The 11,965-nt window shown below is 65.0% G+C and carries 10 protein-coding genes; 6 read left to right on the top strand and 4 right to left on the bottom strand.

Going from position 1 to position 11,965, the window contains the following annotated elements; all coding sequences use genetic code 11:
• Positions 1-77: 77 nt before the first annotated feature.
• The 5 genes from H3H51_RS10740 to H3H51_RS10720 all read left to right on the top strand — a co-directional run bounded on the left by H3H51_RS10740 (position 78) and on the right by H3H51_RS10720 (position 3,673).
• The gene (locus tag H3H51_RS10740; protein ID WP_183089040.1) at positions 78-1,568 is read left to right on the top strand and encodes an RNA polymerase factor sigma-54; all 1,491 of its coding nucleotides are present in this window, start codon (positions 78-80) and stop codon (positions 1,566-1,568) included.
• A 158-nt stretch (positions 1,569-1,726) separates the two neighbouring features.
• On the top strand, positions 1,727-2,035 hold the full coding sequence (hpf, locus tag H3H51_RS10735; RefSeq protein WP_183089039.1) for a ribosome hibernation-promoting factor, HPF/YfiA family: 309 nt from the start codon (positions 1,727-1,729) through the stop codon (positions 2,033-2,035).
• Between the two features lie 13 nt (positions 2,036-2,048).
• Positions 2,049-2,513, top strand: coding sequence for a PTS IIA-like nitrogen regulatory protein PtsN (ptsN, locus tag H3H51_RS10730; RefSeq protein ID WP_183089038.1), 465 nt, complete (start codon positions 2,049-2,051; stop codon positions 2,511-2,513).
• A 21-nt stretch (positions 2,514-2,534) separates the two neighbouring features.
• Positions 2,535-3,392, top strand: a complete 858-nt coding sequence (rapZ, locus tag H3H51_RS10725) for an RNase adapter RapZ (protein WP_183089037.1) — start codon at positions 2,535-2,537, stop codon at positions 3,390-3,392.
• A gap of 8 nt (positions 3,393-3,400) precedes the next feature.
• Positions 3,401-3,673 carry an HPr family phosphocarrier protein gene (locus H3H51_RS10720; RefSeq protein ID WP_183089036.1) on the top strand — a complete coding sequence of 91 codons (273 nt, stop codon included), beginning with the start codon at positions 3,401-3,403 and terminating at the stop codon, positions 3,671-3,673.
• 62 nt (positions 3,674-3,735) lie between these two features.
• On the opposite strand, the gene pmbA is transcribed toward H3H51_RS10720, so the two are convergent.
• On the bottom strand, positions 3,736-5,082 hold the full coding sequence (pmbA, locus tag H3H51_RS10715) for a metalloprotease PmbA (RefSeq protein WP_183089035.1): 1,347 nt from the start codon (positions 5,080-5,082) through the stop codon (positions 3,736-3,738).
• A 91-nt stretch (positions 5,083-5,173) separates the two neighbouring features.
• Here pmbA and yjgA point away from each other — a divergent pair, with 91 nt between their 5' ends.
• Complete coding sequence (gene yjgA, locus H3H51_RS10710; RefSeq protein WP_183089034.1) at positions 5,174-5,695, top strand: ribosome biogenesis factor YjgA; 522 nt, start codon at positions 5,174-5,176, stop codon at positions 5,693-5,695.
• Positions 5,696-5,718: 23 nt separating this feature from the next.
• On the opposite strand, the gene tldD is transcribed toward yjgA, so the two are convergent.
• The 3 genes from tldD to H3H51_RS10695 all read right to left on the bottom strand — a co-directional run bounded on the left by tldD (position 5,719) and on the right by H3H51_RS10695 (position 11,956).
• A complete protein-coding gene (tldD, locus tag H3H51_RS10705; RefSeq protein ID WP_183089033.1) occupies positions 5,719-7,161 on the bottom strand; it encodes a metalloprotease TldD in 1,443 nt (480 codons plus the stop codon).
• Positions 7,158-8,012: a carbon-nitrogen hydrolase family protein gene (locus H3H51_RS10700; RefSeq protein WP_183089032.1), complete on the bottom strand. Its 855-nt coding sequence runs from the start codon at positions 8,010-8,012 to the stop codon at positions 7,158-7,160. The genes tldD and H3H51_RS10700 overlap by 4 nt, the downstream gene beginning before the upstream one ends.
• Before the next feature lie 101 nt (positions 8,013-8,113).
• Positions 8,114-11,956, bottom strand: a complete 3,843-nt coding sequence (locus H3H51_RS10695; RefSeq protein ID WP_183089031.1) for a YhdP family protein — start codon at positions 11,954-11,956, stop codon at positions 8,114-8,116.
• Between the last annotated feature and the right edge of the window lie 9 nt (positions 11,957-11,965).

The raw sequence follows: 11,965 nt of genomic DNA, 5'->3' as shown, positions 1-11,965 counted from the left end.
TTGCTTACTGGCGGCGCCCTGGCGCCCTGTAGTGAATGGCGCATTGCGCCAGCAGATAAGGTGCAAAGCTTCCTGCCATGAAACCCTCGCTAGTCCTCAAGATGGGCCAGCAGCTGACGATGACACCTCAGCTGCAACAAGCCATTCGCCTCCTCCAGCTGTCGACCCTGGACCTGCAACAGGAAATCCAGGAAGCGCTGGAATCCAATCCCATGCTGGAACGCCAGGAAGAAGGCGAAGACTTCGACAATACCGACCCGCTGGCCGATGCCCCCGAGCAATCGACCCAGGCCGCCCCGGAACCGACCTACCAGGAAACCAACAGCAGCGTTGACTCCCTCGAGGATGGCGAATGGAACGAGCGCATCCCCAGCGAGCTGCCCGTCGACACCGCCTGGGAAGACGTCTACCAGACCAGCGCCAGCAGCCTGCCGAGCAACGATGATGACGAGTGGGACTTCACCACTCGCACCTCCGCTGGCGAAAGCCTGCAAAGCCACCTGCTGTGGCAGCTCAACCTGGTGCCGATGAGCGACACCGACAAGCTGATCGGCGTCACCATCATCGATTGCATCAACAACCAGGGTTACCTGGAAGAAAGCATCGAAGAAATCGTCGACTCCTTCGACCCGGAAATGGATGTCGAAGCCGACGAAGTCGAAGCCGTACTGCGCCGTATCCAACACTTCGAACCTGCCGGCATTGGCGCTCGCGACCTGCGCGAATGCCTGCTCCTGCAACTGCGCCAGTTCGCGGCCAATACCCCCTGGCTGGCCGAAGCCCAGCGCCTAGCCAGCGATCACCTCGACCTGCTCGGCGGCCGTGACTACAGCCAGCTGATGCGCCGTATGAAGCTCAAGGAAGACGAGCTGCGCCAGGTCATCGAGCTGATCCAGAGCCTCAACCCACGCCCCGGCTCGCAGATCGAGTCCAGCGAGCCGGAGTACGTGGTCCCGGACGTGATCGTGCGCAAGCACAACGAGCGCTGGCTGGTGGAGCTGAACCAGGAGGCCGTGCCGCGCCTGCGCGTCAATGCCCAGTACGCGGGCTTCGTCAAACGCGCCGACTCCAGCGCCGACAACACCTTCATGCGCAACCAACTGCAGGAAGCGCGCTGGTTCATCAAGAGCCTGCAGAGCCGCAACGAAACCCTGATGAAAGTGGCGACGCAGATCGTCGAGCACCAGCGCGGTTTCCTCGAATACGGCGACGAAGCGATGAAGCCGCTAGTCCTGCATGACATCGCCGAAGCGGTGGGCATGCACGAGTCGACTATCTCGCGCGTTACCACACAGAAATTCATGCACACCCCGCGTGGCATTTACGAGCTGAAATACTTCTTCTCCAGCCACGTCAGCACCTCCGAAGGCGGCGAATGCTCGTCGACCGCGATCCGCGCCATCATCAAAAAACTGGTCGCTGCGGAAAACGCGAAAAAGCCGTTGAGTGACAGCAAGATCGCTGGTTTACTGGAAGCACAGGGCATTCAGGTAGCCCGTCGCACCGTCGCCAAATACCGCGAATCCCTTGGGATAGCACCGTCGAGTGAGCGTAAGCGACTGATGTGATGCGGCACTGAGGGAAGGCTTTTGCAAAACTGGATGCGCGCCAGGCGCCCTGCCCTCCGGGGAATCAGGACAGTTCTGCAAGAGCCTTCCCAAGCCAAAGTGTTACGGTGGCAGGCCCGTTAGCCTGCCTCTTACACACGGCAACAAGGAGAAGCGGTATGCAAGTCAACATCAGTGGACATCAACTGGATGTGACCGACGCCCTGCGCGACTATGTCGGGGAAAAGCTAAGCCGGCTGGAGCGCCATTTCGACCGAATTACCAACGTCCAGGTGACGATGGAAGTCGAAAAACTCAAACAGAAAATCGAAGCAACCTTACACATCGCCGGCGGCGAAGTGGTGGCCAACGCCGAACATGAAGACATGTACGCGGCCATCGACCTACTCGCCGACAAACTCGACCGCCAACTGATCAAACACAAGGAAAAGCAGCTGGGCCGCCTGCAAGGCGCCACGGCTCGCTAAAACCTGCCAACCCATGATTCGACTTGAAAATATCCTGACCGCCGGCCGTTCCCTGGTGAACGTGCCTGGCGGCAGCAAGAAGCGTGTACTCGAACAGATTGCCAACCTGGTCGCTCGGGATCTATCCGATCTCGACGCCCAGGACATCTTCGAAAACCTGGTTGCCCGCGAGAAACTCGGCTCCACCGGTTTCGGCAACGGAATCGCCATTCCTCACTGTCGCCTGCCCGGCTGCAGCGCGCCCATCAGCGCGGTGCTGCACTTGGAAGCGGCGGTGGATTTCGACGCCATCGACGGCGCCCCGGTGGACTTGCTGTTTGTCCTCCTGGTGCCGGAAGCGGCGACCGATGAACACCTCGAACTGCTGCGCCAGATCGCCAGCATGCTCGACCGTGCAGATGTGCGTGACCGCCTGCGCCAGGCGCAGAGCAGTGAAAGCCTGTATCAGGTCGTCGTCGACGTGCAGAACGGCCGCTAAGGCCAGGGGTAGGACAGTGCCATGCGCCTGATCATCGTCAGCGGCCGCTCCGGCTCAGGCAAGAGCACTGCCCTCGACGTCCTCGAGGACAACGGCTTCTACTGCATCGACAACCTGCCGGCGATCCTGTTGCCGGAACTGGCCGAGCGCGCCCTGCTGCAGACCGAATTGCTGCATCCGCAGGTCGCCGTGTCGATCGATGCGCGCAACCTGCCCAGCCAGCTCAAGCGCTTCCCCGAGCTGCTCGAAGAGGTCCGCGCCCGTCATATCCAGTGCGATGTGCTGTACCTGGACGCCGACGAGGAGACCCTGCTCAAGCGCTTCTCCGAGACTCGCCGCCGCCACCCGCTGACCAACGAGAATCGTGCCCTGGCCGAAGCCATTCACGATGAGGCGATCCTGCTCAGCCCGATCACCGACCTGGCCGACCTGAAGATCGACACCACCCACCTCAATCTCTACCAGCTGCGCGACACCCTCAAGCTGCGCCTGCTCAACAAACCGGAGCCGGGCACCGCCTTCCTGGTCGAATCCTTCGGCTTCAAGCGTGGCATGCCGGTCGATGCGGACCTGGTGTTCGACGTGCGCTGCCTGCCCAACCCGTACTGGAAGCCCGACCTGCGCGAAATGTCCGGCCTGGAGCAGCCCGTGGCCGAGTACCTGGCCGCGCAGCCGGATGTCGAAGAGATGTACCAGGACATCCACGCCTACCTGAACAAATGGCTGCCGCGCTTCGCCGCCAGCAACCGCGCCTACGTGACCATCGCCATCGGCTGCACAGGCGGTCATCATCGCTCGGTATACTTGGCCAATCGCCTGGGTGAAGCCCTCAAGCCCATATTGAAGAACGTCCAGGTTCGCCACCGCGACCTCGGCTAAGGACTGCAATGCCTGCCTGCGAAATCACCATCTGCAACAAGCTCGGCCTGCATGCACGCGCCGCCGCCAAGTTCGTCGGCGTAGCCGGGCGCTTCCCCTGCCAGGTCAAGGTGGGCCGCACCCCAGAGAGCCTGGTCGACGGCAAGAGCATCATGGCGGTGATGATGCTGGCCGCCGGCAAAGGCACCAACCTGCACCTGCACAGCGAAGGCGAGCAGGAAGACGATGCGCTCAACGCGCTGATCGAACTGATCAACAACAAGTTCGACGAAGGCGAGTAACCCCCGAATAGCCAAAGGGCCTGCCCGGTACGCCGGACAGGCCCTTTTTCATTGCGGCCGATTTAGCTACCGGCGACGGTCATTTTCTCGATCAACACCGAGCCGGTGCGGATATTGCCGCGCAATTCCAGATCGCTGCCGACCGCAACAATCTGCTGGAACATGTCCCGCAGGTTGCCGGCGATGGTGACTTCCTGCACCGGGAACTGGATCTCGCCGTTCTCCACCCAGAAACCGGCGGCGCCACGCGAGTAATCGCCGGTGACCATGTTCAGCCCCTGCCCCATCAGCTCGGTGACCAGCAGCCCACGGCCCATGCGGCGCAGCAGGGCCTTCTGGTCTTCGTCACCATGGCTGACGAACAGGTTGTGCACGCCGCCGGAGTTGGCCGTGCTGGGCATGCCCAGCTTGCGCCCGGAATAGGTGGCGAGGATGTAGGACACCAGCTCGCCACCCGCGACGAAGGGCTTGGCATAGGTCGCCAGGCCGTCACCATCGAAGGTCGCACTGCCCATGGCGCGTGGAATATGCGGGCGCTCGTCGAGGCTCAGCCACTCGGGAAACAGGCGCTGCCCCAGCGACCCTTCGAGGAAGGATGACTTGCGATACAGGTTGCCGCCGGAAATCGCCCCGAGGAAGCTGCCGAACAGCCCGGTGGCCAGCTCGGCGGCAAACAGCACCGGCACTTCGCAGGTCGGTACCGGGCGCGCGCCCAGGCGCGCCACACTGCGTTCGGCAGCCAGGCGGCCGATGCGCGCCGGGTCGGCCAGCAGCTCGCCCTGGCGATTGACGTCATACCAGTAGTCCCGCTGCATCTGCCCTTCACCCTCGGCGATCATCACGCAGCTCAGGCTGTGGCGGGTGCTGGCGTAGCCGCCGACGAAGCCGTGGCTGTTGCCGTAGACCCGGCAGCCCTGGTGGGTATTGAGAGTGGTGCCATCGGCATTGCTGATCCGCGGGTCGGTAGCAAACGCAGACTCCTCGCAGGCCAGCGCCAGTTCGATGGCCTGCTCCGGAGCCAGTGCCCAGGGGTGATAGAGATCCAGGTCTGGCAGGTCGCGGGCCATCAGCGCCGCATCCGCCAGGCCAGAGCAATCGTCCTCGGAGGCATGCTTGGCAATCGCCAGGGCCGCCGCCACGGTTTCCCGGATCGCTGCCTCGCCACTCGCCGAGGTGCTGGCCGAGCCTTTGCGCTGGCCGAGGTACAGGGTGATGCCAAAGCCCTGGTCACGATTGAACTCGACGGTCTCCACTTCGCGTTGGCGCACCGTGGTCGACAGCCCCTGCTCCAGTGACACGGCCACTTCGCAGGCGCTGGCGCCCTGACGACGGGCCTCGGCGATGATCTGTTCGACCTGCGCCTGCAGGGCCGGCAATGCCTGCGGACCCACTGTTTCTGCTGAACTCATGTTGCACTCCACTGACAGGGCGCCCACCACCACGGGGGACAGGCAACCCCTGACTGGTTATCATGGCGGCGTTTCCCTCTGGACCGCCCCCATGGCTGATTCTTACGACGACGACTTCTCCGGTGAGAAGAGCAAAACCCAGGTCAAGCGCGAGCTGCATGCGCTGCAGGATCTCGGTCAGCGCCTCACCACCCTCAAGCCCGACCTGCTGGCCAAGCTGCCGTTGACCGACGGTATGCGCAAAGCCCTGGCCGAAGCACCGAAACACACGGCCAACGCCGCGAAAAAACGCCACGTCCAGTTCATCGGCAAACTCATGCGCGAACAGGACGTCGAGGGCATTCTTGCCCTGATCGACCAGGTCGATAGCTCCACCCGCGAATACAACGAGCGTTTCCACAACCTCGAACGCTGGCGCGATCGCCTGATCACCGGCGACGACACCACGCTGGAAAGCTTCGTCGTCGACTACCCGGAAACCGACCGCCAGCACCTGCGCAGCCTGATCCGCCATGCCCAGCACGAAGCGGCGCGAAACAAACCGCCAGCCGCCGCGCGCAAGGTCTTCAAATACATCCGCGATCTGGATGAAACCCAGCGCGGTCTGCGCTAACTCCTCTGCCGAATGGGCGCCCTTCAGGCGCCCGTGCCCCCCACGGTAATCGCATCGATCTTCAAGGTCGGCTGGCCGACGCCTACCGGCACCGACTGACCGTCCTTGCCGCAGGTCCCTACGCCGCTGTCCAGGGCCAGGTCATTGCCGACCATCGACACCCGGCTCATCGCCTCAGGGCCGTTGCCAATCAGGGTTGCGCCTTTGACCGGGGCAGTGATCTTGCCGTCCTCGATCAGGTAGGCCTCGCTGGTGGAAAAGACGAACTTGCCGCTGGTGATGTCGACCTGACCGCCGCCGAGGTTGGCGCAGTAGATACCCTTCTTCACCGAACGGATGATTTCTTCCGGGTCGCTTTCGCCCGCCAGCATGTAGGTGTTGGTCATGCGCGGCATCGGCAGGTGCGCGTAGGACTCGCGGCGACCGTTGCCGGTACGCGCCACGCCCATCAGGCGGGCGTTGAGCTTGTCCTGCATGTAGCCCTTGAGCACGCCGTTTTCGATCAGCGTGGTGCAGTTGGTTGGCGTGCCCTCGTCATCGACGCTGAGCGAGCCGCGACGCCCGGCCAGAGTGCCGTCGTCGACGATGGTGCACAGGCTGGAGGCAACCTTCTCACCCACCTTGCCGCTGTAGGCCGAACTGCCCTTGCGGTTGAAATCGCCCTCCAGGCCATGACCCACCGCTTCGTGCAGCAGCACACCGGACCAGCCGGCGCCCATCACCACCGGGAAGGTACCGGCCGGTGCCGGCTGCGCCTCGAGGTTGACCAGGGCCTGGCGCAGCGCCTCGCGGGCATAGCCCATGGCGCGGTCTTCCTCTAGGAAATAGCGGTAGTCGGTACGCCCGCCGCCGCCGTGGCCACCGCGCTCGCGACGACCGTTCTGTTCGACGATCACGCTGACGTTGAAGCGCACCAGCGGGCGAATATCCGCCCCCAGGCTGCCGTCATTGGCGGCGACCAGCACATGGTCCCAGACCCCGGCCAGGCTCACCGTGACCTGTTTGATACGCGAATCGAGGGCGCGGGTGGCGACATCCACGCGCTTGAGCAGCTCCACCTTCTCGGCGCGGTCCAGCACCTCCAGCGGGTTGCCGGCCGCATACAGTGCAGTGATCTGCGGGCTGGCAAATGCCTGCACGCGCCCCTGCTGGCCGGCCCGGGCGATCGAGCGCGCCGCACGTGCCGCCTGGCTCAGGGCCTCGGCGGTGATCGCATTGCTGTAGGCGAAGCCGGTTTTCTCGCCGGACTGGGCGCGCACGCCCACGCCCTGGTCGAGGTTGAAGCTGCCTTCCTTGACGATGCCATCTTCCAGCACCCAGGTTTCAGACACCTGGCTCTGAAAATACAGGTCGGCGGCATCGATGCCGGGGCCAGCCAGTTCACCGAGGATGCTCGGCAACTGTTCGATACTCAGGCCGCCGGGGCTCAGCAACAAGCCACTGACGGCTAACAGGGTCTCGCTCATAGGTTCTCCATTGGCGCCGGCCCGGGTTCGGCCGCCGCGAAAAATCGTCTGTGACGGGCCACCGGCATGCGCTGGCGGATCGCCGCCTGCTCGTCGCCGTCGCGCTCGGCAAGCAGTACCGCTGGGCCTTGTGCCTGCTCAGCCAATACGCGGCCCCAAGGGTCGACTACCGCCGAGTGACCGAAAGTCTCACGGCCGCCAGGATGGGTTCCACCCTGCCCGGCTGCCAACAGGTAGCACTGGGTTTCGATAGCTCGCGCACGGGTCAGTACCTGCCAATGCGCAGCCCCGGTCACGGCGGTAAAGGCCGCGGGAGCACTGATCAACTCGGCACCAGCCTCGCGCAGCCGGCTGTACAGTTCGGGGAAGCGCAAGTCGTAGCACACCGTCAGGCCCAGCCGGCCCACCGGGGTATCGGCCACCACCACCTGGCCGCCGAACGCATAGTCATCCGACTCGCGGTAGCGGCCGCGGCTGTCGGCCACGTCGACATCGAACAGGTGCAACTTGTCGTAGCGCGCCACCCGCTCGCCCTGATCGTCGACCAGCAACGAGCAGGCATGGGCCTTGGCCTGCGGCTGGCCGTCGGGCGGCAGGGGAATGGTGCCGGCGACTATCCATAACCCGAGGTCGCGGGCGGTCTGTTTCAACCAGGGCAGGATCGGGCCCGTGCCTTCGGCTTCGGCGCGGGCCATGGCCGCCAGGTCACGGCGCCCCATGGCGGCGAAGTTTTCCGGCAGCACGGCGAGGCGCGCGCCCCGCTCGGCCGCCTGTTGCAACAGGTGGCGGGCGCTGGCGAGGTTGGCCAGGACATCGTCCTGGCTGACCATCTGGATCACGGCGATGGACATGATGACTTCCGTCCGGGTAGTGACTGCATGCTACTCCATCTACAGGGCTGTTCCCGCCTCATTCGCCAGCCGCGCGGCTGTGAATCAGGCCGTATCAGTCCCTAATGGGGCTTCTCGAAGGGTTTCTCGAAACTGATTTTGGGGTCCTTCCAGTCACCCTTGACGCTGTACTGCACGCTGGCGAAACGCGCGACGCGGTCACCGAGCAGCTTGTCGACCACGAACAGGGCGCCCCCGATTGCCGGCGCACCGACGATCAGCGCCGCCAGCGGCAGGTTGTTGGTCACCGGCAGGGTCACCAGCAGCTTGGCGTCAATCTGGTCGCGCGCCATGTCCAGGGTGCCGTTCAGCTCCAGGCCGGTGGACGGCCCTTCCATCTTGATCGGTTCGCGGGTGACGAACACCCCGTCGGTGGCCACCAGCAGACCCTTCATCCGGTCGTAGCTGAGGCCCTTGCCAAGCAGGTCGGAGAAGTCCAGGCGCAGGCGCCGGCCGATGGAGTTGAAGTTGAGCAGGCCGAACACCCGCAGCGCCGAGGCCGAGCCCTGCACTTCGACGAACTGGCCCTTGCGCAGGCTGGCATCGAGGCTGCCGGAGAACCGCTTGAGGCTGATCCAGGCCGGCGAGCCCGGCCAGTTGCCGTCGGCATCCAGGCGGAAACGTTCACTGGTGGCGGTCGGCGCGAAGTTCCAGGCCAGCAGCACATCGGCCAGGTTCTCGCCTTCCAGGCGGCCCTTGTACCAACTGCGCGTGGCGCCTGGCGCGCCCTCCCAGCCGACATCGCCGTTAACCTGCATGCCCTTGAGGCCCATGGACAGCTCACTGAAACGCACGCCCTGCGGGGTGGGCCGCGCCTTGAGCGACCAGGCGCCGAGAAGTTGATCGCCCTGCAGGACCCGCTCGATATGCAGGTCCAGTGCTGGAATCTGCCGGGGGTCGACGCTGGCCAGCGGATCAGGTTTCTCCACCACCGCTTCGGCCGTCGCTGCGCTCGGCGGATCGGCCGGCGGGAACGTCAGGCGCTCGAGGTTGGCCACGATGGGCGCGCCAGCAGCATCGGGCAGCAGCACATTGCCCTTGGCTGGCGCGCTGTCCAGGTCCAGCGACCAGCCTTGTGCCGAGCGGGCAAGGCGCACGCCCAACTGCTCGAGCTGGGTACCGAAGCCCTTGAAGCGATCGATCTGCAGGTTGGCACCGCGGAAAAACTGCAACGCCTCGCGGCTGCCTTGCGTCGCCGCGTAGCGTTTGCCGGTGTCCTGCCAGGCATTCCAGTCCAGCTCGGCCAGGCGGCCGCTGATATGCAGGCCCTGCTCGTTGCTCAGAATGGCCTGGGCGCCGCCCAGGCGCAGCAGACCACGGCCCTGCATGACCTGCCCCGGCGGCGCGGCGAAGGCCAGGCTGGCCAGCCCGGCGTAATCCAGCCAGTAGCGCCGCTCATTGCCCTGCAAGGTCATGCGCCAGGTTGCCGTGCTGGTGTCGGCAGCCGCCTTGCCGAACGGCGCCGGCAGGTCGATGGCCAGGCCTTTGAGATCGGAATCGACACGCAGCTGGCTGTCCGCAGTCGCCAGTGTGATACCCAGGCGATAGGGCACCTCACCGCTCAGCGGCAGCGGCCGGGTCACGCCCAGCCAGTCGGACAGCGCCTTGACCGGCACCCGGCCATTGGCCTCGATGCGGGTTTGCAGAGTGCCCCGTGGGCCGCCGGCGATGGCCTTGCCCTGCACCGCCCGCCCGAATACCTGGGCGCGGATATCTGGCGCGCTGAGGCCGTTGCTGCTGTCGAAGCGGAAGGCGCCCTTGAGCTGACTCAGCTCCAGCTTCGGCGTGCTGATCTGCAGGCGCGCGCCCTCGGTGGCGAAATCCACCAGCACCTTGGGCTTCTGGCCCTGGGCCAGCGGAATATCCAGTTTCAGCTTGGCCGTCAGCGGGCCTTCGCCCTGCCAGCCGGCGAAGGTGGCGGCGGTGCCAATCGGCGCTTCCTGCAAAATCTTCAGAGCGTCGCCCAGGCTGCTCTGCACCTGGCCATCGAGCAGCAGGCGGGCAACCTGGCCATTGTCGACATGTGGGATGTCCACGCTGACATTCTCGACGCGGCTGTCCAGCAAGCGCCCCTCGGGCACCCGTACCTGCACGCCGCTGTCCTCGATCAGCACTTCGCCACGCGCAGCACGCAGCGCCGGCCACCCAGGCTGGAAGGCCAGCTCGGCATCATGCACGCGGAAGAACATGCTGATGCTGCGCGCCGCTGCATCGGCGCCCTTTTGCAGCGAGCCTTGGTACTCGAACCAGCCCTCGTCAACCTTGCCGCCACGAATCGCCGCCTGCAGCCACTCGGTGAGTTTGGGGCTGAGGGCGGGAGACAGGGTCGGCAGGTATTTCCCCGCGTACTTGGCATCGCCATCACGGATACCGACACGCAGGTCCATGTAGTCCTCCTGCGCCGGATCTTTCTTCAGGCGAATGAGGAAGTCGCCAGCAATCCGCCCTTCCTCGCCCACCACCTGCAAGTAGGGGCTACGCAGGGTCAGGCCCTCGTCATCCCGCTGCCAAAGCACGCGCGCAGCAGCCTGGCGGTAGCGCCAGACCTTGGGGAACAGGGTATCCAGGTGCAGGCCGAAGTTTTCACTGTTGGCCAGCAGCTCGCCGCCGCCGAGGTCGCCGGTGGCGCTGCCGGTGGCGTTTTCCACCGCGGGGATGCCATGCCAGGCACTGATGCCGGCGCGGTCGAGGTTGCTGGAGAACTGCAGGCGTTTGGCATCGCTGCGCTGCGGTAGATAAGTGAGCTGCAGATTGCGCAGGCTGCCCTGCGGCTTGAGCCCCGCGAGCGCTTCGGCGGCGGGCTCAGGCAAGGGTGCCAAACCCTGCACCAGCGGCAGCAGGGGCGCCAGGTCGAGGCGATCCACCGCCAGCTGCCACTGTTCTTCATCGGCACCCTGCGCCGCGCGGTACTGCAGGGCGGCATGCAACTCGCCCCAGCGGGTGCTGCCCAGGCTCATGGCGAGGGAATCGATCAGCACCTGGAAACCACCCTCGCGCCGTTCGAAATAGGCATTCAGGCCCAGATCATCGATCTGCACCGGCTTGCGCTCGGCATATGCGGCCTGCAGCTGCGGCGCATGCACCCGGGCGTATGCACGCTGGGCCTGGCCCTTGTCCCACTCCAGCCAGACCTCGCCACCAATGGCGGCGTGCTTGAGTGTCCACTCGCGCGTCAGGCTGGCGGGCAACCAGGCCGCCCAATCGCTATGCGGCAGGCTGAGGTACAGTTCGGCCTGGCTGGCACGCCAATCCTGGCGATCAAGACGGCTCTTCAGCTGCAACGACAAAGGCTGGCCATCGGGCAACAACAGGTGACCATCGAGGCGCAACCGGTTAACGCTGCTGCGCAGGGTGAAGCTGGCGTAGGTCAGGCTTAGCGGCTTGTGCTCGAAAGGCTCGAGCGTCAGCTGGCTGTCGAGCAGGGACAGTTCCTCGACCACCCGCAGCTGCTTGAGCAGCTGCTGCACATCCAGCGGCTTTTGCGGCTCGCGGGTCGGTATGCCCTCTACTGCCCAATGCCCGGCGGCATCCTGCTGCAGGCTGAGCTGCAAGCCTTCGACCTGCAGGTTGGCGATGCGCAATTGGCGCTTGAGCAGGCTGCCCAGTACATCTGGAACCAGGCGCACCTGATCCAGCCGCACGGCGCTACTGCCCTCGCCCAGGGTCAAATCATGCACCGTCAGCAGCGGCGCCAGGCCGCTCCAGCCGCCTTCCAGGCTACCGATCGACAGCGGCATGCCGAGCGCCGCCCGGGCCTTGCTCTCAACCTCGTCGCGGTATTCGGCAACCAGCGGAAACAGTTGCCGACCCAGGCTGACATACAGCGCCGCCAGTACCAGCAGCAGGGCGCAGAGCCCCAGCGTGACGCGCAGCAGCGTGACGAACAGGCCGGCGATACGATTCATTCAGCGCAG

The sequence above is a fragment of the Aquipseudomonas ullengensis genome (genome assembly GCF_014174475.1).
GTDB lineage: Bacteria > Pseudomonadota > Gammaproteobacteria > Pseudomonadales > Pseudomonadaceae > Aquipseudomonas > Aquipseudomonas ullengensis.
Note: the sequence above shows the minus strand (reverse complement) of the source record. Positions and strands in the feature narration are given on the sequence as shown.

Bases quoted from the DNA above. Each gene is read 5' to 3' on its own strand.
- H3H51_RS10740 (WP_183089040.1), top strand. From the start codon at position 78: ATGAAACCCTCGCTAGTCCTCAAGATGGGCCAGCAGCTGACGATGACA.
- hpf (WP_183089039.1), top strand. From the start codon at position 1,727: ATGCAAGTCAACATCAGTGGACATCAACTGGATGTGACCGACGCCCTG.
- ptsN (WP_183089038.1), top strand. From the start codon at position 2,049: ATGATTCGACTTGAAAATATCCTGACCGCCGGCCGTTCCCTGGTGAAC.
- rapZ (WP_183089037.1), top strand. From the start codon at position 2,535: ATGCGCCTGATCATCGTCAGCGGCCGCTCCGGCTCAGGCAAGAGCACT.
- H3H51_RS10720 (WP_183089036.1), top strand. From the start codon at position 3,401: ATGCCTGCCTGCGAAATCACCATCTGCAACAAGCTCGGCCTGCATGCA.
- pmbA (WP_183089035.1), bottom strand. From the start codon at position 5,082: ATGAGTTCAGCAGAAACAGTGGGTCCGCAGGCATTGCCGGCCCTGCAG.
- yjgA (WP_183089034.1), top strand. From the start codon at position 5,174: ATGGCTGATTCTTACGACGACGACTTCTCCGGTGAGAAGAGCAAAACC.
- tldD (WP_183089033.1), bottom strand. From the start codon at position 7,161: ATGAGCGAGACCCTGTTAGCCGTCAGTGGCTTGTTGCTGAGCCCCGGC.
- H3H51_RS10700 (WP_183089032.1), bottom strand. From the start codon at position 8,012: ATGTCCATCGCCGTGATCCAGATGGTCAGCCAGGACGATGTCCTGGCC.
- H3H51_RS10695 (WP_183089031.1), bottom strand. From the start codon at position 11,956: ATGAATCGTATCGCCGGCCTGTTCGTCACGCTGCTGCGCGTCACGCTG.